This window comes from Thermoleptolyngbya oregonensis NK1-22, from assembly GCF_032705245.1.
Taxonomy (GTDB): domain Bacteria; phylum Cyanobacteriota; class Cyanobacteriia; order Elainellales; family Elainellaceae; genus Thermoleptolyngbya; species Thermoleptolyngbya sichuanensis.
Genome location: NZ_CP053540.1, coordinates 3,728,440 through 3,753,324, shown reverse-complemented (window position 1 = coordinate 3,753,324; position 24,885 = coordinate 3,728,440). Strand labels below are relative to the sequence as shown.

Sequence of the window (24,885 nt, the reverse complement as noted above, 5' to 3'; positions counted from 1 at the left end):
AAGTTCTATCCAGTGTTTTTAAGCCTGTCTTTCTCTATCCCACTTATAACCAGTCAATTCGGCTGGGGGCGCTAAAAGTTTCCGATCGCTATGTGTCTTTTACTCGACGATATCGGCATCGCCTATTTCGCTCCTGGTATGAGTTGGAGCAGTTGCCCAGTTTGGGTTCTGGGATAAATGTATTGCTGATTGTGGGGCTTGGCTCGCAGTTTCTACTGTCGATGCATACGCTCGGCCCTCTGCTGAAACGGTTTGATGTCAGAATTGGTTATCTGTTGGATGGGTTTAGCGCAAATCACCTCAATCCTGCCACTATTTCTTGCCTGGACTATCTATTTACAATCAGTCAAGATATGGCTGATTCTGTGAGAGAGATGCACGGCATTAATGCAATGTACTTGCCGCTTGCGACAAATACATTGAGGGTGGAACTCAATCGGCAGCATCGCTGGATTGATATCTTGAGCTATGGTCGTCGAAATGAAGCAATCCATCGACAGCTTCATGCGCGATTCGGAGGAGCAGAGAGCGATCGCTTTTATTTGTATTCCACCTTTTCCAAGCCTGATCTGCTTGACCGAGGCGAGCATGTGATGCTCCATTCGAGGTTGCTCAATCATGCAAAAATCAGTCTTTGCTTTGAAGCGAGTGATGTGCCGCGTTTCTATCAGGATTCTCCCTTACTGTATCGATGGTTAGAGGGTTGGCTCTACGGCTGCACGATTGTTGGGAAACGTCCGTTTGGGTCGGGCGTGGCAGAGTTGATGGATTGGGAGAACAGCGCAATCGATTTTCCAAGGGGCAGCGATGCGGTTGAGTTTTTGGAATCTCTGCTAGCGGATCAGGATTTTTTACAGCAAAACTCCCTCCGAAATCACTGTGAGTGCCTTTTGCGGCACGACTGGCGCTATCGCCTTCGAGACCTGCTGGCGATCGCCAGTTTGCCTGTTCCTGCGAGGCTTGACGCAGAAATTCAAGCGCTGCAACAAAAGGGCGATCGCCTGCTGGAAGAATGCCGCATCCCGATTTATTTTTAATGACTCCACTGCTCAACTTGGGGGCTTAGATTCGAGTAGCTCTCGAATGCTTTGAAGTTCTGAGAGAATCGCCCGCAATAGCTTGTGGGTGGTGGTTTCTGCTGATTCTTGAACATGAATTGTGACTTGTTTCATTCCAAGGATATCGGCTGCAAAGCGGGCAACTTCATTGGGGTGAAACAGGATGGGATCTTCGAGCGATTGGCGCAATTCTGGGTTGAGCCGCGATGGGTCATAGGGCGGATTTAGGGTATTTGGGTCGGTGTTGGCATAGCGGTAGACCGAAGCACGGGAACGATTCAGCACTTTTTGGGCAGCTTCGACGGTCAGCAGTCCTTCGGGGGTGGTGAAAACTCGGTTGTCCATGAATTTGCAGACGAGAATTTTTAAGAATTGCGTTTGTCTTAATTTTATCCGACTCGTCTTACGTTGAGTCTATATTTAAGAATACTCATCTCGATACTGGTCTTTCAATTGGATTTATTGTCTTATTTTAAGTCTTAAAAAGAGAATGCAAGTCTCTTTTTGGACAAGTTTTTAGTGTATTTTTATTTCTCCGATCCAAAAAGGCGGTCGCCTCGTCTCTTTTTGGACAAGCACGCTTATTATTAGACCCATAAAAAGACTTTTAATCTTAAAATGAGTCCTAAAAATGGATTATAAGTCTCAAATTAATACTTTTTAGGAATATGACTCGACTCCGCTATTCGGATCTGACAATTGAAGTTGCAATCAAACTTCTGCGCTCTTCCGCACGGGCTGTGTTAGGGTTGAGGCGGCAAAACGCCAGAGTTTTTCACCGGAGCAGGGCGATCGCTACAGCGTTATCGGTTCAGAAGACTAGCGTTGCCTGACTGCCCAACAGAGGTTAAAAATAGTCCAAATTAAGTCCAAGAAATACGCTGCATCTCCGAAAGCCCTGCTATTAGCGCATTTTACTGATTTGAGTATTTGCGTAAACCGCAGCTAGTCAAGGCGACGAATGACATGCCGCAACAGGTACTTCAGAACTGCGCTGCAACCCATCAAGTGGGTCAGCATCAATAAACTCTGCTGTAGAGTGCTGTTTTGCGTAGCCGCACCGCAAAATCTTGACACGTTACGCTAGGCGCTAACACATCCTACAAAAGGGTATCCATTTACTGGCAACGACTCTTACAAAATCCTTGTTCTTAAAAGGGAGTCTTTGAAAAAAAGTCTTTACCCCACTACGCAGGGAAATATTGCATAACATTTCCACTTAAATGACTGAAATTAAAGCTTATAGAAAACAAGTCTCTCTTTAGATAAGAGCGAACTACGTCTTCAGATGGTCTTGCTCACAAAACAGATTCGATATTGTTTAGCTATGAACGAAAGGGCATTCAAAAGCCTGTTGAACTTTAGGAGATTACCTATGAACCTTCTAGCTTGGATCGTGTTGGGTTTGGTAGCCGGTGCGATCGCCAAAGCGATTTATCCAGGCCATCAAGGCGGCGGTATTTTAGGCACGCTGTTACTGGGTGTGATTGGTGCATTTGTGGGTGGTAGCCTTTACAACCTGATCACGACAGGCACTCTAGCGCTCACGGCTACCGGACTTAGCATTGGCGGTGTTTTTATTGCCGTGCTGGGCGCGATTATTGCACTGTTTGTTTACTACTCCGCGACTCGTCGGGCTGTCTAATTAGAGTCCTTCGCCAGCAATATGATTTAGGGCAACTGTTAGGATGGTTGCCCTACGTCATTTTCTGAAATTGGTTTTGAAATTGATTTTTAGACACCACTTTTCTAGCCGTCGATTTTGAGTGTTGAGATTTTGATTTTATTGCCCGTCAATCATATTAAGCGCCTTTACCTATTTCATTCACAGCGCCACTGAGACAGGCTGATACGAACTGCTCTTTTTCAGGAGTAGATATTTTTTTAGACATATCGATAGTTTTCACCCTTCTTTTTGAGCTATGTCAACTGACCTGCTAATGAGCAAATCTCTCCAGCAATCTAAATCTTCTAAATCTGAAGCAAAAGCAAAAGCCGAGTCCCTAAAGCAGGAGTTGCGAGATTTTGTGCTGGATGCGGAAGATAATGTGGCGATCGCCCTAGAACGCTACAGCGCTGATCAGCTCCGTCGTTGGACAGCCACAAACCTCCAGGGAATCAGCCGCACCGATTTGGCGATTGACATGTTTTTGACGGAGGGACAGGTCAACGGGCAATCCGTGCTAGACATTTTTGCTCAGAATATCTCTAATCGTTCGCAGGACGATCAGGCGTTAGTCGAATCCTGGAAACGGGCTTTTAACGGCCTGTTTGGGGTGCTGCAAGTTGAGGGCAATCGCTACAAGGTGATGAATTGGCTCACGGAAAAATGCTACTGGGCAAAGCCAGATCGGTTCCACTCTTCAGAAGAACTTTCTCACCTCAGCCCTGGTGAGATCGTCGTGACCCGCCTCTGGCCCGAAACACCAGATCAGTGGATATTCTCCGGCCCCTTGATGCTGCTTGGAAAATTAGGAAAACCCAAGCTCGCAGTCGCCATTGGCAACTTCAAAAACTGGTTTCCCAATCAGCTCTATGGCGACGCACCAGAGCTATTAGAAGAAGCTTGGACTTCCGTAGAGCGATATCATCAATATTTTGTGGAATTCTTTGGAACAAATCGCATAACCCTGCCAGGGCACGAGTTGAACAAGCAGCTCAAAGCTTATCAGGACGAAATGACTCAACGCCGCTTGGGAGAAGCAGGGATTGATGCCTCTAAATCCTTAAAAGAACTGGTCAACGAAGCAGGTCTTTCGGAAGAAGATGTGGCGGAGTCGGCAGAGCTACTAGGAGAAGAAAGTGGAGCAGTCAACCACCTGCTTAATAGCAATCAGTCTATCAAAATGGTGATGCCGCCGATCAGTTTGCCAGATGATTTGCGTCGGGCAAAAGCGGTAACTGTGTTCGTCCATCCCCGCTGGGGTCAAGCCTTTTTGCAAGACTATGCGCGACTGACCCAACTGCTTGAATCCACAGATGAAGCGGCAACGGCAGGAGCAGACCAAATTCTTCAAAAATATCTGAAAGAAGATGCAGTGAACACCTACGTTTGGCACTGCATGGCAGAAGACTATCCCCAGCCATTGACGGAGGCTTTGCAACGCTGCCTCGATCGCCCATCGTTTACACTGGATGACCTAGACGAGGTTCTGGTAGGCGCTGGGAAATCTCTAGAACCCACTCTGCCGGAGATAGCCAGTGTGCCGATGCATTTGCAAACGCTGTTTGAAGAAGCTTTGCAAGACGTGACCCGCAGTTCTTCCAAGAAAAAGGCAAAGGGTAAACCAAAGCAAAAGTCTGGGTTTGGAGGCCGCTAACTTCGGCTAATTGACCCGTCTCACGTCACGCATACGGAGCATACATAGCGTGTTGAGCGGGTTGCAGGTTCAAGCACCGACAGCGAAAACGGTTTCAAACCCCGAATCAATGTTTCAATAAGAAACAGGACTTACGCAGTTGGACAATTTCTCGCGGGCTGCGCCCGCAAGAAATTGTCCAAAACCCAAAGAGCTTATCGCAAGTGCGTAAGTCCTGAAGAAAGAGCAATCCAGTTTGATGGTGAAGGAGAATAATTGCAATGGGATTTGTTGCTTACGTGCTGATGCTGGCGATCGCCTTTGGTGGCGCAATTGGTTTGTACTACGCGCTGCGGACAGTGAAGCTGATTTAGGTTGCCTTGAACAAGCGGATTGAGCGCGATCGCCCTCGTAGCGATCCGCCATATCTTGATCCGCCATATCTTTCCGCCATATCTTATAGAGATCCGCCGTATAGCGATCCGCCATCCTGCACTCCCCAAAAAAGCTGGCCCTTCAGCCCATGCGGCTTGAAATGCCAGCTTTTCTGCGTGGAATCACTCCCGCTCGCGCTGGCGCTCTGAAGCCAACAACCCCTCATTTCTAACCCCCGATTCTATGCGTGCATTCAAGCATCTCGACACCATTACCGCGCTGTTTGTCGCAGTGCTGTTAATCTCCAACATTGCCTCCACCAAGATTTTGACCCTTGGCCCGTTTACCTTCGACGGCGGCACGATTCTATTTCCCCTCAGCTATATCTTTGGCGACATCTTGACTGAGGTCTACGGCTATGGGCGATCGCGCCGAGTGATTTGGCTGGGCTTTGTGTCAGCGCTGGTGATGGCAATCACGCTGGCTATTGTGGGGGCGCTGCCACCCGCCGCCGACTGGGGCAACCAGTCCGCCTATGAAACCATTCTGGGTCAAACGCCGCGCATCGTGGCAGCAAGCCTGATTGCCTACATTGCGGGAGAGTTTTCCAACTCCTTCACGCTGGCAAAGCTCAAAATTCGCACATCCGGACGCTGGCTCTGGCTCCGCACCATTGGCTCCACGCTAGTTGGGCAACTGCTCGACACCGGGCTATTTGTGCTGATCGCCTTTACGGGGGTCGTGCCAAACTCCCTGCTGTGGCCGCTCATCGTGTCCAATTATTTATTCAAGTGCGGCGTGGAAATTCTCTTCACCCCTGCCACCTACGCAATTACAGGCTGGCTCAAGCAGGAGGAACAGGAGGACTACTACGATCGCAACACCGACTTCAATCCGTTCCACCTGTCGCAAACACACCAATAAACCACGAAACGAAGCCTCGGCAGACCAACAGTCGTTAGTCGATGTTAGCCGATCAAAAAAGCGAGAAAACAAAAACGCGATGAGTAGACCCTTGCTGAACTAGAGTCTGCCCATCGCGTTTGGGTGAGATGAAACGAGAATGAATCGAACCAGGCGTTTGGCTACTGCACCATGCCACCCGATGCCTGGAACCGAGCGCGAGCCCGCTTGTAAGCCTGCGTCGCACGAAGCTGATCTTGGCGGGAACCACCACTTTGAACCTGGTTAAGCTTGGCCTGAGCCTCAGTAAAGGCAGTCCGCGCCTCTTCCTGGTTGATCGCATCGCCACGCTCTGCACCGTTCACCAGGATTGTAACCTCGTCCTGATCAACCTCTGCAAAGCCACCCATCAGGGCGATCGCCACCCAGTCCTTATTCGCACGGACGCGCATCACGCCCGTATCCAGAGCCGTCAGCATCGGCGCATGTCCGCTCAGCACGCCAAGCTGACCCGTAGTGCTGGGCAGAATCACTTCCTCTGCCGGAGAATCCCAGACCGTTTTGTCTGGCGCAATGACTCGAACAGTTAGCGGCATAACGTTGAATTGGGGTTAGAGAATCAAAAGCGAGTCGAAGGAAATAGCGTTATAGATCATCTCAAGCCAGGTATGTACAGCGTGAACTGCACATACCCAGCGATTCAAAACATTACTTGCCTTCAGACTTCATCTTTTCGCCCTTGGCGATCGCCTCGTCAATGTCGCCCACCATGTAGAAGGCCCCTTCCGGCAGATCATCCAGTTCACCCGCCAGGATCTTCTTAAAGCCCTGGATGGTCTTATCGAGTGTCACGTACTTGCCAGGGGCACCCGTAAACACTTCCGCCACAAAGAACGGCTGCGACAGGAACTTCTCAATCTTGCGGGCGCGGGCCACCGTCAGGCGGTCGTCTTCCGACAGTTCATCTAGACCCAGGATCGCAATGATGTCCTGAAGCTCTTTATAACGCTGGAGCGTTGCCTGCACCGCACGCGCCGTGTTGTAGTGGTCATCGCCCACAATGTCCGGCTGGAGCATAGTCGAAGCAGAATCTAGCGGGTCTACGGCTGGATAAATGCCCTTGGAGGCCAAGCCGCGAGACAGCACCGTGGTTCCATCCAGGTGGGCAAAGGTCGTTGCTGGGGCAGGGTCGGTCAAGTCGTCCGCAGGCACGTACACCGCCTGAATCGAGGTGATCGAACCTTCGCGGGTCGAGGTAATCCGCTCTTGCAGCGCCCCCACGTCAGTACTCAGCGTCGGCTGATAGCCCACCGCAGACGGCATCCGGCCCAGCAGCGCAGACACTTCAGAACCTGCCTGCACAAACCGGAAGATATTGTCAATAAACAGCAGCACGTCCTGTTTGTTTACGTCCCGGAAGTACTCTGCCATCGTCAGCGCCGACAGACCCACCCGCATCCGCGCTCCGGGCGGCTCATTCATCTGGCCATACACCAGCGCAATCTTCGAGTTGGCAGGGTTGTCCTTGTCGATCACACCCGACTCAATCATCTCGTTGTAGAGGTCGTTGCCTTCGCGGGTGCGCTCGCCCACGCCGCCAAACACCGACACACCGCCATGCTGGGTCGCAATGTTGTTGATCAGTTCCATCATGATCACGGTCTTGCCTACACCAGCACCGCCGAACAGGCCAATTTTGCCACCCCGGCGATAGGGAGTGAGCAGGTCAACCACCTTAATCCCGGTTTCAAACACCGAGGGTTTGGTTTCTAGGTCGGTCAGCTTAGGAGCTTCGCGGTGAATCGGCAGTGTGTCCTGCGTTGCCACATCACCTTTGTTATCAACCGGCTCACCCAGTACGTTAAAAATTCTTCCCAGCGTTGCCGTTCCCACAGGCACGTTGATGGGTGCGCCCGTGTCTACTGCCTCCATGCCCCGCACCAGTCCATCGGTCGAACTCATTGCCACGGCGCGAATTTGGTTGTCACCTAGAAGCTGCTGCACTTCGCAGGTAACCGAAATTTCTTGCCCAGCGGCGTTTTGTCCTTTAACCGTCAATGCATTATAAATCTGAGGCAGGCTGCCACTGGGAAAGCGCACGTCTACGACGGGCCCAATGACCTGAGTAATGTAGCCAATATTAGTTTTCTCTGCTGTGGTGACCATGCTTTCGCCTATCGTCTGATCAGCTTTTTGAGGGGTTCGTGACAGCTTTAACATAACGTAAAATTGCCACTTTTCAGATTATCACTAAACCTGTCACAAAAAGTTCTCAAAATTTTTAGGATCTCCAGTGACGACGCTCTGTAGCCACCTCATCAGAGCTACTTCAGACCTGCACCGACTGTTCAAGCAGTCCCCCAAATAGCCAATAATGAGGATAATCGCTAGGTGCTAGCCATCTGGCACCCCGGCTTGCGTAAAGGATCTAAGTATTTATCCTGGACGGTAATTTGAACCTTCCTTCTTTTCTCTGGCTCTGGCGCATTGCGGCCTGGTCGATGGGGCTATCGCTGTTGACCTATAGCCTGCTGGGGATCAGCGGGGTTTGGATGCGGCGTAGTCGTCGTCAGGCGTTCCCCAGACCAGGATGGCTGCGATCGCTCCACCTAGCGTTAGGCGGGTTGCTGGTGTTGCTGGTGCTGCTGCTGCTAACGATTGGGCTGGTGGGGACGCTGGGCTACTACGGCAGTCTGGGGCATTCGGTGCATCTAGTCGCAGGGCTGACGGTGGTGTTGCTGGTGCTGCTGTCTGCGGGTAGCGCCATGCAGATTGGAGCCGAACGGCCCTGGGCGCGATCGCTCCATGTGGGCACGAATTTGGTTTTGCTACTGGGCTTTATCGCCGTCTCTCTGTCGGGCTGGAGCGTGGTGCAAAAATACCTGCCCTAGTTTTTTCACTTCTGAGTTCTATGGCTACCTCTTCTGCTGAATCGCTATCTCCGCCGTTGCCAGAGTTGCCTCAGACGTTCCGCATTTCGCCGCTGATCCGCCTGACGCTGCTGCTGTTTTATGTCGCGCTGACGGTGCCGCTGCCGTTTTTGGCAAAGGTGACCCATGCGCCCGTACCGCCGAGTGCGCTGGCAGTAGCGCTGGGGCTGGGGGCGATCGCCCTCTATGCCGCCCTCAGCGAGCGAGTGATCGTAACCAACACGGGCATTCAGGTTGCCTATCCCCGCTGGGTCCCTGATTTATTGCGAAAGGGCTGGAGCCTCGACTGGTCAGAGATTACGGCGCTCAAGCCGCGCTCCACCGGGCAGGGCGGACTAGTCTACTACTTTTTAACTCAAGCAGGCGAGGCAAAGCTGCTGCCGATGCGAGTGGCAGGCTTTGCTCGGCTAGTGTCGCTGGTGCAGACCAAGACAGGCATCGACACGACCGACGTGCGCCCGCTGTCTCAGCCGTGGATGTATCTGATTTTGCTGGGGCTGACGCTCCTGCTGCTGTTGATAGACACCTGGACAATCTGGACCGCGCTGACTGTTGGGCTGCCTGCTTAATGCCCAATGCCAGAGCGAATTTCCGGGATAGACCTCTATTCTTCAGTTTCCAGAACTTCTGACGAAGACCGCTCTGGCGCGAGAGGCTCATCCTCGTCCTCTGGCCAGTCGGCGATCGCCTGCACCACAAACGGCAGCCCAGCGCCCCGCAGCCCCCGACGAATTCGCTCCGGCGTGTCCTGAAACACCACAAACAGCGGGTGAGTTTCTTCAGCCGCTTCACTTAGAATATGCTTGTGACGCGGCGGCATCAGCCATTCATAGCCCTTGTCGAGAAGCACCTGGGTGCGCCGCCAGCGGCTCAGCAGTTCCGAAAAGTCCTCATTGGGACGATAGATAAAGACAAAGATTTCTGGCCCAGTTTTCACCTGCCATTCGGGGTCGCACATCAGAATTGCCACATCGCAGGGCAACCGCAGCACCTCACCTGCCGACACCGTTGCCCCGCCCGATTCTGCCGACACACCCGCCTGCCGCACGCGCACCACAGGCAGCGGAATTGTAATCACGCTGTCGTCGGGGCGGCGCATACTGGGCACAGTTTCCAGGTAAGGGCGATATTGCTTGAGTAGGGCGATCGCCCCCCGATGGTCGCTATACTCAGCCAGCAGTTCTTCGTAGCGCAGTTGCAGGTTCGCCATAGGATTTAGATGAATCGAAGGAGGGCGATCGCTCCAGTTTCGTCCGCCCTCGCTCTGCATCTTGCTTGAGTTCTTACTAAGTTCTTACTAAAAAGATAGGTTGTCCGGGCAAGAAGCAGCGCTTGTGTGTCCTCGCCTATTCTTTTGCCTATTTAATATTGTCCATCACCGCAAACATCGGCAGATACATCGCCACCAGAATCGACCCCACCATGCCACCCAAAAACACAATCATGATTGGTTCCATGATGCTGGTCAGCGCCTTTACAGCCTGCTCCACTTCGTCCTCATAGAAGTCTGCCACCTTCATCAGCATCGAGTCGATCTCGCCCGTTTCTTCACCAATACTGATCATCTGGATCGCCATCAGTGGAAACACCTGCTCTCGCTGGAGTGCCAAGCTAATCATGCCGCCCGACTGCACCTCCTTTCGCGCCTCATCCACGGCGTTAGAAATTACCTGATTGCCTGCCGTATCGCGCACAATTTCTAACGAAGTCAAAATTGGAACTCCAGAGCGAGAAAGCGCCCCAAACGTCCGGCAAAAGCGAGCCGTCGCGCTCTTTTGCACCAGATCGCCAAACAGCGGCATCTTGAGGAAAAAGCGATCCATCGTTTCCCGACCCACGCGGGTTTTGTAATACTGGCGATAGGCAAAAGCTCCCAGAATCACAATAATCACCAGCGCGATCAGGTAAATCGGCGTTCTCAGGAAGTTACTAATATTCAGCATGAACTGGGTAAACGCAGGCAGCTCTGCGTCCAGTTCATCAAAAATATTGGCAAAAATGGGCAGCAAAAAAATTGTCATGCCCAAAAACACCAGAATGGCAATAATTCCCACCGTTACCGGATACGCCATCGCAGATTTAATCTGGTTCTGCAATCGGGCAATGTCTTCCAGCAGTTTAGACAGCCGATTCAGCACGTCATCCAGCACGCCGCCGACTTCGCCAGCCTGCACCATGCTGACATACAGATCATCAAAGCACTCCGGATGCTTACGCATCGAATCCGACAGGTTCGTTCCCTGCTGCACATCTGCACTAATGGCCTGGAGCGACTTTTTCAGCTTGGGATTTGGGCACTGATCCGCCAGCACTCCCAGACCACGCACCAGCGCCACACCTGCGTTGACCAATGCCGCAAACTGGCGAGAAAAAACAGCTTTATCCTTAACCGTGACCTTTGCAAAAGAGTTTTGAATGTCCTTGAGATCGAGCGTGTTGAGCTTCTCAAACAGACTGCGATCCTCAGCCAACTCTTGCACAAACAGGCCCTGTTCCCGCAGCGTGGTTCGCGCTTCAGCGGGAGAGGCAGCGCTGATTTTGCGTTTTACTGGGTTGCCCTTAGAGTCGCGGGCGCGGACAACATAGGTTTGCATAGCGGGTGGGGAAGGGGATGCGAGACGACGTAAATCAGGAATTTCGCCAAGGGTCGAACGGCAAGGCTGCTAATCGGCAAGATCCTTGAGTTCCACTTTATCCAAAACCTAATTTTTCGATACCGAGTTCGATACCTAGCAGTTTAGTGAAATTCGCTAAGAATGACACAACTCTAGCCAAACTTTGAATCGGTAGAAAAACTAGAAGAACATAGAGGATACTTTGGACAAACAGCAGCCTGATGAAGTCCGTTCCTCAGGCTGGAACATGTCCTTCGGGCTGCTGTTCTAGCTGTCTTGGAGCGTGTTCTACACTGCCAGAACGGTGCTATCGAGTGCCCACGGGCGCACCCGGACGCGCACCACCCGGCGCAGGTTGCTGCATTGCGCCGCCAATCAGCCGCTGGAGTTCGTCGGGGCGAGAGGTTTTCGACATAGCCGATTCAAACGAGATTGTACCCGCTTTGTATAGGTCAGCTAGCACTTTCTCCAGGGTGACCATGCCCAGTTTGCCGCCCGTTTGAATAGCGGAATAGATTTGGGCGGTTTTGCCTTCGCGAATTAGGTTGGCGATCGCCGGAGTAACGACCATGATTTCCTGTGCCATCGCTCGCCCAAATTCGCCGGGCTTCGGATTCTTCTTGGGCACCAGCGTTTGGCTAAACACTGCCACCAGCGAGTTGGAAAGCTGCACCCGCACCTGCTGTTGACGCTCAGCCGGGAACACGTCAATCATCCGGTCAACGGTCTGGGAAGCGGAACTGGTGTGCAGTGTCCCCATCACGAGGTGTCCAGTTTCGGCCGCCGAGATCGCCAGTGAAATCGTCTCCAGGTCCCGCATCTCGCCCACCAGGATCACGTCTGGGTCTTCCCGTAGAGCCGCCTTCAGCGCGTTTGCAAAGCTCTTGGTGTCTTCCCCAAGCTGCCGCTGGTGGATCAAGCTTTTAACAGGTTCATAGACAAATTCAATAGGATCTTCAACAGTCAGAATGTGTTCTGCACGGGTGCGGTTGATCAGGTCGATGATGGCCGCCAGCGTCGTGGTTTTTCCGGAACCCGTCGGCCCCGTCACCAGGATCAGTCCTCTGGGCTTTTCCGCCATTTCGCGCACCACGTCCGGCAGACCTAGCTTCTCGAAGCTAGGAATCTTGGAACTCAGCGCCCGCAAACAGGCGGCGTAGGTGCCCCGATCCTTATATACGTTTACCCGGAAGCGGGCCAGACCTTTTACACCGTAGGAGCAGTCCAGTTCCCAGTTTTGCTCTAGGTTTTTGCGCTGGGTGTTGTTAAGCATACTGAAGATCAGCCGCTGGCATTGCTCCGAGGTCATCGGCTCGTCGCTGATGGGGGCGAGGTGGCCATTGATACGGAAGTAGGGTGGCAATCCAGCCGACAGGTGCATATCCGACCCGCCCATCTCAATCAGTTGCTCCATCAAGTCTTCGATCATCAATTCCATGTGGGTGGCTCCTTCTATGCAGGGTTGTACTTAAGTTGTACTTAGTAAGACAAGTTGGGAACAGTTAGCGCTTAGGGCAAGATCGCTCAGGGCAAGCAGCGGCGCTAATCCTGGAAGCGGGGGGTGGTGCAATAGGGGCAATCTAGCCATTCAGGTCGTAGCTCAGCAGCACAGTTGCGACAAGTCAGCGAACTCTTGCGCTTGGCTTTGAGTTCCGCCTCCAATCCCGTATCGGTAAAGGTGACGCGCTCTACCTCTTCAAGCGTTGTACTGCCCTCGCGTACCAGGTTCAGGCTATAGGCCAGCAAGGTCTTCATGCCCTCGTCTACTGCCACTTCCTTGATTCGCTCGGTGGGTGCGCCTTCAGTGATGAGAGTCTGGATTTGCTCCGTTACACGCATGACTTCGTATACCCCGCAGCGTCCTTTGTAGCCACTGCCCTTGCAGGTGGGGCAGAGGGTGTTTTGGGCGCGAGCGGACTGAATTTCGTCAGGTGACAGTTCGTTGGCCTTGTAGAAGGTCACTTCTGCTTCGCGAGAAGCCGATAGGCCAAAGCGGGCCAGTTCTTCGGGGCTAGGGCTGTAGGGAATACGGCAGTCGGGGCAGACACGGCGCATGAGGCGCTGAGCCAGCACGCCAATCAGCGAACTAGACACCATGAAGGACTCTACGCCCATTTCTTCGAGACGGGCGATCGCACTCGCAGCGTCATTCGTGTGCAGCGTCGTCAGCACCAGGTGTCCCGTCAGTGCCGCTTCGATTGCTGTCTTCGCCGTTTCCTTGTCACGAGTCTCACCCACCAGAATCACGTCCGGGTCTTGCCGCAGGAAGGCTCGCAGAATCGAGGCAAAGTCCATCCCTTTTTCACGGATCACCTGCACCTGGGTAATCCCCGGCAGGGAGTATTCAATCGGGTCTTCGGCGGTGCTGATGTTCACGCCGGGGCTATTGCGCTCCGCCAGCGCAGAGTAGAGCGTTGTCGTTTTACCCGATCCAGTCGGCCCCGTCACCAGGATCAGACCAAAGGGACGCGACACCATTTCCTGCACAATTTGCAGCGTTTCTGGGTCGGTGATCAGTTTGTCCAGCCCAAGCTGAGTCGCGGAGTTGTCAAGAATCCGCAGCACCACCTTTTCGCCATAGCGGCTGGGCAGCGTGTTCACCCGGAAGTCCACTTTGCGCCCGTCAAAAATCCGGCGAATGCGTCCGTCCTGGGGCATCCGGCGTTCGGCAATGTCCAGATCAGCAATGATTTTGAAGCGAGCGGTGACCGCCGGAACGATTTTCTTGGGCAGCGGCTCCAGACCCTCCCGCAGCACGCCGTCTTTGCGAAAGCGGATGCGGAGATGTTCTTCCTGCGGCTCGATGTGGATATCGGAAACCCCTTCCTGGAGCGCCTTCACCAGAATTTTGTTGACCAAGGCAATCACCGGTGCCGCGTCGGCATCCTGAAGGGCAGCATCCAAGTTGGCTTCGATATCGTCGGGTGGTTCCTCCAGATCGAGGTAATCCAGCCCTTCAAGATCTGCCTTCACATCCACCTTGGACTGAAACTCAAGCTGCTTCTGGCGTTCGACCTGCTCATCTAGATATTGAGAGATGATCCGCTGATAGTCTTCAACCGTGATCACCATCCGCATTAGCCCCAGACCCTGCGGACGCAGAATGCGGTTGAGGTCGTCTTGTGCAGCCAGGTCATCGGGATCGACCATTGCAATCAGCACTGCGGGCGGTTCGCTTTCGGTGCGCGACAGAGGCACAAGGCGATAGCGACGGCACAGATCCACGGGAATGAGACTGTCGATGAGTTGCCCGACCTGGGCAGTCGAAATTTCGTTGATCTCTGGATCGAGGGATTCAACTCCGTAGAGAATTTTAAGTTCAAAAAGCTGTTGCTTCTTATATTGGCGCAGCAGGTCAGGCGGCAACTGCTGACCTGTAATCATCTCCAACACATCCGTCAGCGGTCGCCCTGTTTTGCGGCTTTCCACCAGGGCTTGCTGCATCTGGTCGTTGTTGACGTAGCCCGCCTGGATGAGCTTGTTGCTGAAGGGCGAAAAATTATGCTGGACGACGAGGGCACGACGTTGGGATGAAGAGTTAGCCATAGCTGCTGAGAGGTTTATAGCCTGTATAGATTTATTGTCCCAGCACCGATGCCAGAGGGTATCTGGGGCTGCTGGAGGAAGCAAGAGTGAACTTGCAGTTTACAAGTTCTAAAGCTGAGTTATGGGGACTGGATTATGAAAGGCAAATTGGGCATTCCGAGCATTGGCTGGAGAGCCTGACTGGATTCGTTACAACGGGCGATCGCCAGATTCACCCATTGCCTATAACCCGTCTGAACAAATGCCCTGAACGAGCGTGGATTATCACGAATGCCTCCAGTATTCCCCACAGAGGTCAATAAACTATCGTCGTTAGGGTACTCTGGATTAGGTAGCTGATGGGCTGGTGAATCGATGCATTCTGTATAGCACAGCCCAGACTCATCCGTTACACAAACTGGGATAAACGGTTTAGACCTGATGGTTTGTCTGTTTGGCTGGGTTGTACAGGTACGGGCGATCGCCCTGATATTTCTGATATTAGGGATGTTGGGAGTAAGGGATATTCGTCTGTCGCGTCAGAATTCCTAAAACCTGAGGCACAATACATAAAAGTAGAAGCGTTGCAAGAGTACATCAAGAAGAAGGGCGACGAAGGGTTAATTTCAGAGAGAAAGTGAGTGGGCTAAGGAGCCAGCTCCTACAATAGGCTCGATTTCAGACTCTTGATTGCAAGCTTCCGAAGGGGCTGCTCAAGGCTCGACCCCAAAGCAACAGTCCCTTTGACTCAGATTTTGTCCAGTTCACAAAACGACATCCGTTAGGCAAGCATGATCGAAGAAGAGAAGCAACCGATGGAGGGTGATGACGTGTCCGCTGAAAGCAATGGCGTGGAAAGCGAAGTCATGAATACCGAAGCAGTCGATCCGTCTGCCTCGACGGTCGAAGCCTCGACTGAGCCTCAGGTGGAGGTCGTCGCGGAGGTTCCCAGCGGAGATTCTTCGGCGCTCGTCGATGAGCTAAATCAAAAAGTGGCGACGCTAGAACAGCAGCTTGAAGAGTGGACAAATCACTGCAAGCGGATTGCGGCGGATTTTGAGAACTTCCGCAAGCGCACCCAAAAGGAGAAAGAAGACCTAGAGCAGCAAATTAAGTGCAAAACCGTTGAAGAACTGCTGCCTGTCGTCGATAACTTTGAACGAGCGCGATCGCAGATCAAGCCCCAGGGCGACGAAGGCATGGCGATTCACAAAAGCTATCAGGGAGTCTACAAAGATCTGGTAGAACGGCTCAAGCGCATCGGCGTTTCTCCAATGCGCTCTGAGGGCAAAGAGTTTGACCCAAACCTGCATGAAGCCGTCATGCGGGAGCCGTCCGAAGAATACGCTGAGGGCACAGTGATCGAGGAGCTGGTGCGGGGCTATATGCTGGGCGATCGCGTCTTGCGCCATGCAATGGTCAAGGTTGCCGCCGCTGTCGAGCCTTCCGACGACAGCAGCAGCGCCGACACATCATCTGAGGGATAAAACCAGACCAAGACTCCGCTCAAGAATCTTCTAGCTGACCACTGTGTATAGCTGATGTGGATAGCTGACCATTGTGTAGTAGACGAGTAGTAGATGAACTGTGTAAGAGGTGAGCGCTTTTCAACAATCGTCCTGAGCGACTCAGTTAAACCTGACTAAGCCAAGAGGTCTTTAGCAAAATCCAGGTAGACTCGCCCCAAAAACTCAGCCTGAAAAGCCCACCATTCGGCAAATCTCCTGTTTTTTGCGGAGCCTCTAGAAATATTTTTAAGCGCGACTGATTAAATTCCCGAACAATTGCGGAATACTTGCTAAGAGTTGAATCAGCTTCTGGTCTCCGACTCATTCACTTGAAATCTGATAGCCGCTACTAGCTAAATTATGGGAAAAGTCATTGGCATCGACCTGGGCACAACGAATAGCTGTGTTGCTGTCCTGGAGGGCGGTCAACCCGTTGTCATTTCCAGCTCAGAGGGAGGACGCACCACTCCTAGCATTGTTGGTTTTGGCAAGAACGGTGAGCGGCTGGTAGGGCAGCTTGCCAAACGTCAGGCTGTGACCAATGCCGAAAACACCATTTTCAGCATTAAACGGTTTATCGGGCGACGCTGGGACGACACGACCGACGAGCAAAGCCGAGTCCCCTACACCTGCGTCCGAGGAAAAGATGACACGGTGGACGTGCAAATTCGCGGACGTTCCTACACACCCCAGGAAATTTCCGCCATGATCCTGCAAAAGCTGAAGCAGGACGCTGAAAACTATTTAGGAGAACCAGTCACCCAGGCGGTTATCACCGTACCGGCCTACTTCACAGATGCCCAGCGCCAGGCCACCAAAGATGCAGGCACTATTGCAGGGCTAGAAGTGCTGCGAATCATCAACGAGCCAACCGCTGCGGCTCTATCCTATGGACTGGACAAACAGGATCAGGAACAAAGTGTGCTGGTGTTTGACCTGGGCGGCGGGACGTTTGATGTGTCCGTGCTGCAACTCGGTGACGGTGTGTTTGAGGTGAAATCTACCTCTGGCAACAACCACCTGGGCGGCGATGACTTTGACAATGTGCTGGTTCAGTGGCTCATGTCCAGCTTCCAGCAGCAAGAAGGGATCGACCTCTCTAGCGACAAGATGGCGCTACAGCGTCTGCGCGAAGCTGCGGAGAAGGCCAAGATTGAGCTTTCGAGTATGCTCACGACGACCATCAACCTGCCGTTCATTACAGCCGACGAAACTGGGCCAAAGCACCTGGAAATGGAGCTGACCCGCGCCAAGTTTGAAGAACTGGTGAATGATCTGGTCGAAAGCACGCTTGAACCTGTCGAGCAAGCGCTTAAGGATTGCGGCCTGAGTGCAAATGATTTAGACCGCATTTTGCTGGTAGGCGGCTCTACCCGGATTCCAGCAGTTCAAGAAGCCATCAAGAAGTATTTCAACGGCAAAGCTCCCGATCGCTCTGTCAACCCCGATGAGGCAGTTGCCCTGGGTGCGGCAATTCAGGCAGGCGTTTTGGGCGGCGAGGTGAAAGACCTGCTGCTGCTGGACGTAACCCCGCTCTCGCTGGGGATTGAAACACTCGGCGGCGTGTTTACTCGCATCATCGAGCGCAACACTACAGTTCCCACCAGCAAGACCCAGACCTTCTCTACAGCAACCGATGGACAGACCTCGGTTGAGATCCATGTTCTGCAAGGGGAACGGGCGATGGTGAAGGACAACAAGAGCCTCGGGAAGTTCCAACTGACAGGGATTCCGCCTGCCCCACGCGGCGTACCGCAAATCGAGGTGTCTTTTGAAATCGATGCAGACGGTATTCTGCAAGTCAGCGCCCGCGACAAGGGCACAGGTCGGGCGCAAACGATCCGCATCACCAACACAGGCGGACTCAGCGAGTCTGAGGTGGAACGGATGCGGATGGAAGCAGATCTCTACGCTGAGGAAGATCAGAACCGTCGTCTGCTGGTGGAATATCGCAACCAGGCCGATATCCTGTTCAGCAACTATGAGACGACGCTTCGCGAGAATGGCGACTTGATTCCCGAAGCGTATAAAGCAGAGGCTGCTGAAAAAGTGGCAGAACTGCGGGCGGCGATCGCCGATCGGACGCTGGATGTAGACACCATGAAGGCTCGCTTGGATGCGCTCCAACATGCCCTATTTGCGATTGGTTCGGCGATGTATCAACAAGCCATGCATCATGGATCAGATGCGAACGGCGACTATGCGGGCTATGGCAGCGACCCAGACGGCTATGACGATCCCACAGTTGCCTGGCCCAACGGCAGTGGAGAACCGGAACTTACAGAAGCGTTCAACGAAGACGACTTCAGCTTCGAGACAGACGAAACCGTGACGGCTGACTACGAGGCTGTGGATTAGGACAGCGAATCGCGTATTCCCGCCTCAGGGGCATTGGTTGCGCTGCACGTCTCAGGGGCGTTGACCCTTAAAGGTGTCTGGTTTGCCAATTTCTCCGGGTTGGCAGGGGCTTCAACGACTAGCCGCTGCTACATGGGGGGATTGGTTCGGTAATGCCCACTTCAAGGACAGGGTGCGATCGCAAACAATTCGTTACGATGTAGGATGTGGGGAATTGGGTGGACGAATCGCCTGTTTGTACGGCGCTGACCTGGTTTCCCCGACTCTATTCACGCCAAATTACTCAACCCCCAGCAGCGTTCTATGGCCCGTGACTACTACGACATTCTGGGTGTCTCTCGCGATGCCGACAAAGAGGAGCTAAAGCAAGCCTATCGACGGCTTGCCCGCAAGTATCACCCCGATGTCAACAAAGAGGAAGGCGCTGAAGAACGTTTCAAAGAAATTAACCGCGCCTACGAAGTGCTTTCAGAGCCAGAAACTCGCGCCCGCTACGATCGCTTTGGTGAGGCAGGCGTTGGCTCTGCGGCTGGCGCAGGCTATCAAGACTTTACCGATTTAGGCGGCTTTGCAGATCTATTCGAGAGCTTCTTTGGCAACTTTGCGGGTGCGGCTCCGGGTCAGCAGGCCCGCCGTCGCAGTGGCCCCACCCGTGGCGAAGACCTGCGCCTTGACCTGAAGCTGGACTTTCGCGAGGCCATCTTTGGCGGCGAAAAGGAAATTCGCATTAGCCATCTAGAAACCTGCACCAACTGTAGCGGATCGGGTGCAAAGCCGGGGACACGCCCCAAAACCTGCACAACCTGCGGCGGCGCGGGGCAGGTGCGGCGGGCCACCCGAACCCCCTTTGGCAGCTTTACTCAGGTGTCTACCTGCCCCACCTGCAACGGCAGCGGGCAGATGATCGAAGAAAAGTGCGACGTGTGTGGCGGCAGCGGACAAAAACAGGAAGCCAAAAAGCTCAAAATTACGATTCCCGCTGGCGTGGACAATGGGACGCGGCTCCGCATTTCTTCAGAGGGAGATGCAGGAATGCGGGGTGGCCCACCGGGCGATCTTTACGTTTTTCTGTTTGTCAACGACGACGCGGAATTCCAGCGGGACGGCATTAACATTTTGTCGAACCTGAAGATTAGCTACCTGCAAGCGATTCTTGGCTCGAAGTTAGAGGTAAACACAGTCGATGGGCCCGTGGAAACCATTGTTCCGCCCGGAACCCAGCCCGGAACGGTGATTACGCTTGAGAATCGCGGCGTGCCTCGTTTGGGAAACCCCACTAGCCGGGGCGATCATCTGATTACGGTTCAGGTTGATATTCCCACTCGCGTTTCGGCAGAGGAACGGAAGCTGCTGGAGGAGCTTGCCAAACTGCGGGGCGATCGCATCGGCAAGGGCGGCATGGGCTTCCTAGACAATCTGTTTCACAAGTCTTGAGCAGGATGCATGACGGAATCTTCCCTAGTCCCAGATATCCAGCTTGACCTGCGCGGCACGCCCTGTCCGCTAAATTTTGTGCGAACCAAGCTGCGTCTAGAAAAAATGCCTGCTGGATCGCTCCTAGAAGTGTGGCTTGATCCAGGAGAGCCGATGGAGCAGGTGCCCGATAGCTTGCGAATGGAAGGATACCCGATTGAGCAAGTGCAAGAGCGACAAAGCGGAGACGGCGCTTATTTTGCCCTTAGCATTCGCCGTCCCTAGTTATGGGTGCAGATTGCCAGTCCCAGTCGCTTGTTGAGGCCACGGTTCAGCAGGTGGGGTCGCAACGGATCACGGGTACAGTGCTGGCGGTGCAGGCTAATTACTACTTTGTGCGGCTAGACCCAGGCTGCTATCCGCCAAACACGGGGGATATGCTGCTATGTACCCGGCGATCGCGCCTGCGAAAAATCGGGCAGCAGGTTTGGGTGGGCGATCGCGTCGAAGTTGAAGAACCCGATTGGGCCGGACAGCGAGGGGCGATCGCCCAAGTGTTTCCTCGTCGCTCCGAACTGGATCGTCCGCCCATTGCCAATGCCGATCAGATTTTGCTGGTGTTTGCCCTGGCAGAACCCGCACTCGATCCCTTCCAACTCAGCCGTTTTTTGGTCAAGGCCGAATCTACAGGGCTATCGGTGTGCCTGTGTTTGAATAAATGCGACCTGCTGACGGAGGCAGAACTGGTGGCGTGGGGCGATCGCCTGCGACAGTGGGGCTATTCGCCGCTGATGATTAGCGTGCGCGAAAATATTGGGCTAGACAAACTCGAGCCGGCCCTTGCAAAACAAATCACCGTCGTCTCTGGCCCATCTGGCGTCGGCAAATCCAGCCTGCTAAACGCGCTGATTCCAACGGTCGATCTGCGTGTGGGGGAAGTCTCCGGCAAACTCCAGCGGGGCCGCCACACCACGCGCCATGTCGAACTGTTTGAGTTGCCAGCGGGCGGGCTGCTGGCCGATAGTCCTGGGTTCAATCAGCCCGATCTAGACTGCACTCCGGGGGAACTGGCCCACTACTTCCCAGAAGCCCGCCAGCGAATGGCGCAAGCCGCCTGCCAGTTTAGCAACTGCCTGCATCGGGAAGAGCCAGACTGCGCCGTTCGGGGCGACTGGGAGCGCTATGAACACTATCGGATTTTTCTAGAAGAGGCGATCGCCCGCCAAGAAGCCCAGGAACGCACCCGCGATGCCGAAGCCACCACCAAACAAAAAAGTCGCCAGGACGGCCAGACCAAAATCGAGCCAAAGCTAGAGCGCAAGAAGTATCGTCAGCCCTCACGGCGAGTTGAGAAACAGCGTCTCAAGAACTGGGATGCAGATGGTGCAGATATAGATGTAGACTAGCCGAACTCTGAGAGATCCAGGGCAAACGTATACGCCAAGACTTTCGCGATAAGGGCGACTTTGGGACATCTTATTGCAAAAAATTAGAGGCGATTTGCAGGCGCTAACTGTTGAACCCCTCATTTCTTCCAGGACTTACGTCATTTCTTCCAGGACTTACGCACTTGCGATAAGCTCTTTGGGTTTTGGACAATTTCTCGCGGGCGCAGCCCGCGAGAAATTGTCCAACTGCGTAAGTCCTGTCTTCGTTAAGTTCGCGTTAGTATGCGTTTGCTCTGCTGAGAAATCCCCAGCGATTTGGTAACCGCAAGACTAGCCACGAGCCTGCATGCTGAAAGCGATTGCCAAGTACTTAACATGCCTAACATGAAATTATTTCTTGGATATATATCAAAAACAGTTAACTTAAAGATAAGTTTTGCAAAGAAAAGTTCAGCATAAAATCGTAGAGTCAACCTCTAAACTGCTTAAACTTTCATGTTAATTCTGCAATCATTGTTGGGAAACCTGAAGAAATAATAAGCTGTGTTCAGCCAAACACCGCATGAAACCTGACAAGCCTTTATGGAGAAGGCTGCAAAGCGTTGCCAGGACTCCCATGAGATAGCGAACTGCGAGTCCTGATTAACCTATAGAGGTCTATCGACTGAGCCTATGCCCAGTCCTGCCCCGGTAGTGAATCCAGTGTCCGTCTACTTGCTGTAACAAATGATGATGTGGAAAGTAATGAAATGTTAAGTAATGATTAATATCTTGTCGATCAGCTATAGTTCCTAACAATTGTTTCTCTGTTGGTTCCTCTAATGCACTGTTCTATTCTGTAGAGTCGATTCCGTTAGACTCACAGCTCCCTTCTCGAAATCTCCTGATCAGCTTGTATTGGTTTCTATGCTCATTGCCCGTGTTTACCTTGCATGAGTCCTAAAAGCTCTAACTCAAAAGCTTTGACTCATAGATCTAATCTGCGGCTGATAAACTCATAGAAAGACCATTTGAGGCAGCTTCAATAAGCAATCAGGGGTTTCTAGAGGTAGGGTTATGCAAACCAGAAGTTTCTTCTCAAACACTCTATTCTATGAACCAGCAACAACTAGAACAACTGCGAGCCTACTGTAGTAGCGATGCTGCTTTTGAGCAACTCCGGCAAAATCTATTGAATTGGGCAGATATTTCTAAGGCAGAACAACAGAAGGCACTGTTTCGAGTAATTACAAAAATTCGTGAGTCCTTAGATCTAAACACAATTTTTAAGACGGCCGCAATTGAGGTTCGCCGCCTTCTAAGTGCAGATCGTGTCGCTCTTTTTTGCTTTGCACCCAATTCTGGTTGGAATGATGGCGAGTTTTTAGCAGAAGATGTTGCCCCTGAGTTTAGATCAGTCTTGTTAGAAAAGGTTCACGATCACTGCTTTGGTGAGCGATACGCAATTGATTATCATAAGGGACGAATACAAGCCGTTAGTGATGTTCGATCTGCAGGTCTGAAAGAGTGTCATATTGAGATTTTAAGTCACTTTCAAATTTACGCTAATTTGGTTGTACCAATAATAAAAGAAGAAACACTTTGGGGTCTACTTTGCGTTCATCAATGCTCAGGTCCTCGCACCTGGACATCTGACGAAATCGAGTTTGCCAAGCAGATTTCTACACATCTTGGTGTCGCACTTCAGCAAGCCAGTTTACTGAACAAAGTACGCTTTCAGTCAGAGCAGCAGAAAGCCCTATTTAAGGTGGTTTCTCGAATTCGAGAGCCAATGGATTTGGCAACTATTTTTAGAACGGCTGCAACTGAATCTAGACAGTTGCTTGGGGCTGATCGAGTTGCAATTTTTCGATTTGCGCCTGATTCTAACTGGAATGATGGAGAGTTTGTATCAGAGAGTGTTGGGCAGGGCTATGCATCAGTCTTAGCAGAAAAGGTTCAGGATCACTGTTTTGGCGATCGCTACTCTGATGCTTACCATCAGGGACAATTTCAGGCAGTTGCTGATATTTATTCAGCAGGTCTTCAAGCGTGTCATATTGATGTACTGTCACGCTTTCAAATCCGTGCCAATTTGGTTTTACCGCTTTTGCAAGGAAGTTATCTGTGGGGCTTATTGTGTGTTCATCAATGTGCTGAACCGCACTTCTGGGAAGCGGAAGAAATTGAATTTTCTAAGCAGATTGCAGCCCAGCTTAGTGTCGCGCTAAAGCAGGCAGAACTACTAGCTCAAGCTCAACAGCAATCTGTGGAAACTGCGGCTGCATTAGATCATCTCAAAAAAGCACAAACCCAGTTGATTCAAAGTGAAAAAATGTCAAGCTTAGGGCAGCTTGTAGCTGGGGTCGCCCATGAAATTAATAATCCTGTTAACTTCATTCACGGCAATATAAGCTACGCTCGCCGCTATGCTCACGACCTCATGGAGTTAGTTAAACTTTACCAAAAGCATTATCCAGAACCTGTTAGCGCGGTGGGCGATCGCGCTGAAGAGATTGACCTGAATTTTCTGATAGAAGACTTCCCTCGAATTTTAGCTTCTATGCAAGTTGGGGCTGAGCGAATTCGCAGCATCGTGCTATCCCTTCGGAATTTCTCACGGCTGGATGAAGCGGAGATGAAAGTAGTGGACTTGCACGAAGGACTAGAAAGCACACTCCTCATTCTGCAATATCGCCTGAAACCCAAGTCGGTTTCTAACCCTGCGAACAATATTCAGTTGATTAAAGAGTACGGGCAGTTGCCGCTAGTTGAGTGCTATCCTAGCCAGCTCAATCAAGTATTTATGAATTTGCTCAGCAATGCCATTGATGCCCTAGAGGAGCAAATTGCAGCAAGAGAAAAGGCAATTCAAGAAGGAATGAGTAGTGACATCGATAGTCTGCGCCAACCCACCATTACCATCCGAACCAAACTGTGTGATCCAAGACTGTGCGATCAATGCGATCAACTGCACGAACACTATCCCCTTGAGGGCGATCGCCCCCAATACGTTTGCATTTGCATTGCCGACAACGGCCCTGGGGTGCCCGAAAAACTGCAACCCAAACTATTCGATCCCTTTTTCACCACCAAGCCTATCGGAAAAGGCACAGGGCTAGGACTCTCAATTAGTCAGCAAATTGTCTGCGAACGTCATCATGGCACGCTGCAATGCATCTCGCAGCCTGATACAGGTACAGAATTTCACATAAGAATTCCGATTCATCAGCACAGGGCCATACAGGAGAATCTCAAACCCTCAGGCGCAATAAACCAAGCAGAACAGTAGCTATGGAGCCATCGCCATTTACCCCAACGTCCACAGCCCGACTCGCAGGTTTCAAACGAGATAGCCTTTGAACTTGAAGCTTAATCCTTATGAACTTGAAGCTTAATCCTTAATTGCCTGACACATCTCTGGAAACCCTTGATTTCTCCTAGTGGACAGTGGCCCAAAAGCCCCAATCGTAGGGGACATTACTAGTGGCATTGCGGCTGTCCCTCTTTGATTTCTCCTAGTGGACAGTGGCC

At 52.3% G+C, this 24,885-nt stretch carries 20 protein-coding genes; 13 read left to right on the top strand and 7 right to left on the bottom strand.

Translation table 11 applies throughout. From position 1 onward, the window contains the following. Positions 1 to 143: 143 nt before the first annotated feature. The gene (locus tag HNI00_RS15860; protein WP_316787536.1) at positions 144 to 1,037 is read left to right on the top strand and encodes a glycosyltransferase; all 894 of its coding nucleotides are present in this window, start codon (positions 144 to 146) and stop codon (positions 1,035 to 1,037) included. Positions 1,038 to 1,049: 12 nt separating this feature from the next. Here the strand turns inward: HNI00_RS15860 and HNI00_RS15855 are convergent, their stop codons facing one another. Next, the gene (locus HNI00_RS15855; RefSeq protein ID WP_316787535.1) at positions 1,050 to 1,403 is read right to left on the bottom strand and encodes a hypothetical protein; all 354 of its coding nucleotides are present in this window, start codon (positions 1,401 to 1,403) and stop codon (positions 1,050 to 1,052) included. A 1,030-nt stretch (positions 1,404 to 2,433) separates the two neighbouring features. Between HNI00_RS15855 and HNI00_RS15850 the strand changes: the two genes are divergently transcribed. The 4 genes from HNI00_RS15850 (at position 2,434) to HNI00_RS15840 (ending at position 5,656) form a co-directional block, all read left to right on the top strand. Further along, the gene (locus tag HNI00_RS15850; protein ID WP_172356262.1) at positions 2,434 to 2,703 is read left to right on the top strand and encodes a GlsB/YeaQ/YmgE family stress response membrane protein; all 270 of its coding nucleotides are present in this window, start codon (positions 2,434 to 2,436) and stop codon (positions 2,701 to 2,703) included. A 277-nt stretch (positions 2,704 to 2,980) separates the two neighbouring features. After that, positions 2,981 to 4,378 (top strand): hypothetical protein, encoded by a 1,398-nt coding sequence (locus tag HNI00_RS15845; RefSeq protein ID WP_316787534.1) that lies wholly within the window; start codon positions 2,981 to 2,983, stop codon positions 4,376 to 4,378. A 260-nt stretch (positions 4,379 to 4,638) separates the two neighbouring features. Next, entirely contained in the window at positions 4,639 to 4,731 is a 93-nt protein-coding gene (gene petL, locus HNI00_RS22190) for a cytochrome b6-f complex subunit PetL (protein WP_068514956.1), read from the top strand. Between the two features lie 244 nt (positions 4,732 to 4,975). Continuing rightward, positions 4,976 to 5,656: a queuosine precursor transporter gene (locus tag HNI00_RS15840; RefSeq protein ID WP_297077577.1), complete on the top strand. Its 681-nt coding sequence runs from the start codon at positions 4,976 to 4,978 to the stop codon at positions 5,654 to 5,656. A gap of 161 nt (positions 5,657 to 5,817) precedes the next feature. Here HNI00_RS15840 and atpC read toward each other — a convergent pair whose 3' ends face one another. Both atpC and atpD read right to left on the bottom strand, forming a co-directional pair. Next, complete coding sequence (gene atpC / locus HNI00_RS15835; protein WP_172356252.1) at positions 5,818 to 6,231, bottom strand: ATP synthase F1 subunit epsilon; 414 nt, start codon at positions 6,229 to 6,231, stop codon at positions 5,818 to 5,820. Positions 6,232 to 6,343: 112 nt separating this feature from the next. Continuing rightward, positions 6,344 to 7,801 carry a F0F1 ATP synthase subunit beta gene (gene atpD, locus HNI00_RS15830; RefSeq protein ID WP_277772814.1) on the bottom strand — a complete coding sequence of 486 codons (1,458 nt, stop codon included), beginning with the start codon at positions 7,799 to 7,801 and terminating at the stop codon, positions 6,344 to 6,346. A 287-nt stretch (positions 7,802 to 8,088) separates the two neighbouring features. Between atpD and HNI00_RS15825 the strand changes: the two genes are divergently transcribed. Together HNI00_RS15825 and HNI00_RS15820 are read left to right on the top strand one after the other, a co-directional pair. After that, positions 8,089 to 8,526: a DUF4079 domain-containing protein gene (locus HNI00_RS15825; protein ID WP_316787533.1), complete on the top strand. Its 438-nt coding sequence runs from the start codon at positions 8,089 to 8,091 to the stop codon at positions 8,524 to 8,526. Positions 8,527 to 8,546: 20 nt separating this feature from the next. Then, complete coding sequence (locus tag HNI00_RS15820) at positions 8,547 to 9,134, top strand: hypothetical protein (RefSeq protein WP_316787532.1); 588 nt, start codon at positions 8,547 to 8,549, stop codon at positions 9,132 to 9,134. A gap of 35 nt (positions 9,135 to 9,169) precedes the next feature. Here HNI00_RS15820 and HNI00_RS15815 read toward each other — a convergent pair whose 3' ends face one another. From HNI00_RS15815 to HNI00_RS15800, 4 genes are all read right to left on the bottom strand, one after another. Further along, complete coding sequence (locus tag HNI00_RS15815; protein ID WP_172356244.1) at positions 9,170 to 9,775, bottom strand: hypothetical protein; 606 nt, start codon at positions 9,773 to 9,775, stop codon at positions 9,170 to 9,172. Between the two features lie 148 nt (positions 9,776 to 9,923). Further along, entirely contained in the window at positions 9,924 to 11,159 is a 1,236-nt protein-coding gene (locus tag HNI00_RS15810) for a type II secretion system F family protein (RefSeq protein ID WP_172356242.1), read from the bottom strand. A 328-nt stretch (positions 11,160 to 11,487) separates the two neighbouring features. Beyond that, positions 11,488 to 12,618, bottom strand: a complete 1,131-nt coding sequence (locus tag HNI00_RS15805) for a type IV pilus twitching motility protein PilT (protein ID WP_297077565.1) — start codon at positions 12,616 to 12,618, stop codon at positions 11,488 to 11,490. 104 nt (positions 12,619 to 12,722) lie between these two features. Beyond that, a complete protein-coding gene (locus HNI00_RS15800; protein ID WP_172356238.1) occupies positions 12,723 to 14,726 on the bottom strand; it encodes a GspE/PulE family protein in 2,004 nt (667 codons plus the stop codon). Between the two features lie 770 nt (positions 14,727 to 15,496). Between HNI00_RS15800 and grpE the strand changes: the two genes are divergently transcribed. The 6 genes from grpE to HNI00_RS15770 all read left to right on the top strand — a co-directional run bounded on the left by grpE (position 15,497) and on the right by HNI00_RS15770 (position 24,643). Continuing rightward, the gene (gene grpE / locus HNI00_RS15795) at positions 15,497 to 16,192 is read left to right on the top strand and encodes a nucleotide exchange factor GrpE (protein ID WP_172356236.1); all 696 of its coding nucleotides are present in this window, start codon (positions 15,497 to 15,499) and stop codon (positions 16,190 to 16,192) included. A 381-nt stretch (positions 16,193 to 16,573) separates the two neighbouring features. Then, positions 16,574 to 18,571: a molecular chaperone DnaK gene (dnaK, locus tag HNI00_RS15790; protein ID WP_316787531.1), complete on the top strand. Its 1,998-nt coding sequence runs from the start codon at positions 16,574 to 16,576 to the stop codon at positions 18,569 to 18,571. 303 nt (positions 18,572 to 18,874) lie between these two features. Next, positions 18,875 to 20,005: a molecular chaperone DnaJ gene (gene dnaJ, locus HNI00_RS15785; protein ID WP_172356232.1), complete on the top strand. Its 1,131-nt coding sequence runs from the start codon at positions 18,875 to 18,877 to the stop codon at positions 20,003 to 20,005. 9 nt (positions 20,006 to 20,014) lie between these two features. Beyond that, complete coding sequence (locus tag HNI00_RS15780; RefSeq protein ID WP_316787530.1) at positions 20,015 to 20,269, top strand: sulfurtransferase TusA family protein; 255 nt, start codon at positions 20,015 to 20,017, stop codon at positions 20,267 to 20,269. A gap of 2 nt (positions 20,270 to 20,271) precedes the next feature. Beyond that, the gene (rsgA, locus tag HNI00_RS15775) at positions 20,272 to 21,390 is read left to right on the top strand and encodes a small ribosomal subunit biogenesis GTPase RsgA (RefSeq protein ID WP_316787529.1); all 1,119 of its coding nucleotides are present in this window, start codon (positions 20,272 to 20,274) and stop codon (positions 21,388 to 21,390) included. Between the two features lie 1,075 nt (positions 21,391 to 22,465). Then, on the top strand, positions 22,466 to 24,643 hold the full coding sequence (locus tag HNI00_RS15770) for a GAF domain-containing sensor histidine kinase (protein ID WP_316787528.1): 2,178 nt from the start codon (positions 22,466 to 22,468) through the stop codon (positions 24,641 to 24,643). The last annotated feature ends 242 nt before the right edge of the window (positions 24,644 to 24,885 follow it).

What these genes read in the sequence shown, in the direction of transcription:
- HNI00_RS15800 (WP_172356238.1), bottom strand. Translation starts at nt 14,726, where the DNA reads ATGGCTAACTCTTCATCCCAACGTCGTGCCCTCGTCGTCCAGCATAAT.
- atpC (WP_172356252.1), bottom strand. Translation starts at nt 6,231, where the DNA reads ATGCCGCTAACTGTTCGAGTCATTGCGCCAGACAAAACGGTCTGGGAT.
- HNI00_RS15845 (WP_316787534.1), top strand. Translation starts at nt 2,981, where the DNA reads ATGTCAACTGACCTGCTAATGAGCAAATCTCTCCAGCAATCTAAATCT.
- HNI00_RS15840 (WP_297077577.1), top strand. Translation starts at nt 4,976, where the DNA reads ATGCGTGCATTCAAGCATCTCGACACCATTACCGCGCTGTTTGTCGCA.
- HNI00_RS15855 (WP_316787535.1), bottom strand. Translation starts at nt 1,403, where the DNA reads ATGGACAACCGAGTTTTCACCACCCCCGAAGGACTGCTGACCGTCGAA.
- petL (WP_068514956.1), top strand. Translation starts at nt 4,639, where the DNA reads ATGGGATTTGTTGCTTACGTGCTGATGCTGGCGATCGCCTTTGGTGGC.
- grpE (WP_172356236.1), top strand. Translation starts at nt 15,497, where the DNA reads ATGATCGAAGAAGAGAAGCAACCGATGGAGGGTGATGACGTGTCCGCT.
- dnaJ (WP_172356232.1), top strand. Translation starts at nt 18,875, where the DNA reads ATGGCCCGTGACTACTACGACATTCTGGGTGTCTCTCGCGATGCCGAC.
- HNI00_RS15815 (WP_172356244.1), bottom strand. Translation starts at nt 9,775, where the DNA reads ATGGCGAACCTGCAACTGCGCTACGAAGAACTGCTGGCTGAGTATAGC.
- HNI00_RS15805 (WP_297077565.1), bottom strand. Translation starts at nt 12,618, where the DNA reads ATGGAATTGATGATCGAAGACTTGATGGAGCAACTGATTGAGATGGGC.
- HNI00_RS15820 (WP_316787532.1), top strand. Translation starts at nt 8,547, where the DNA reads ATGGCTACCTCTTCTGCTGAATCGCTATCTCCGCCGTTGCCAGAGTTG.
- HNI00_RS15770 (WP_316787528.1), top strand. Translation starts at nt 22,466, where the DNA reads ATGAACCAGCAACAACTAGAACAACTGCGAGCCTACTGTAGTAGCGAT.
- rsgA (WP_316787529.1), top strand. Translation starts at nt 20,272, where the DNA reads ATGGGTGCAGATTGCCAGTCCCAGTCGCTTGTTGAGGCCACGGTTCAG.
- HNI00_RS15780 (WP_316787530.1), top strand. Translation starts at nt 20,015, where the DNA reads ATGACGGAATCTTCCCTAGTCCCAGATATCCAGCTTGACCTGCGCGGC.
- HNI00_RS15850 (WP_172356262.1), top strand. Translation starts at nt 2,434, where the DNA reads ATGAACCTTCTAGCTTGGATCGTGTTGGGTTTGGTAGCCGGTGCGATC.
- HNI00_RS15810 (WP_172356242.1), bottom strand. Translation starts at nt 11,159, where the DNA reads ATGCAAACCTATGTTGTCCGCGCCCGCGACTCTAAGGGCAACCCAGTA.
- atpD (WP_277772814.1), bottom strand. Translation starts at nt 7,801, where the DNA reads ATGGTCACCACAGCAGAGAAAACTAATATTGGCTACATTACTCAGGTC.
- dnaK (WP_316787531.1), top strand. Translation starts at nt 16,574, where the DNA reads ATGGGAAAAGTCATTGGCATCGACCTGGGCACAACGAATAGCTGTGTT.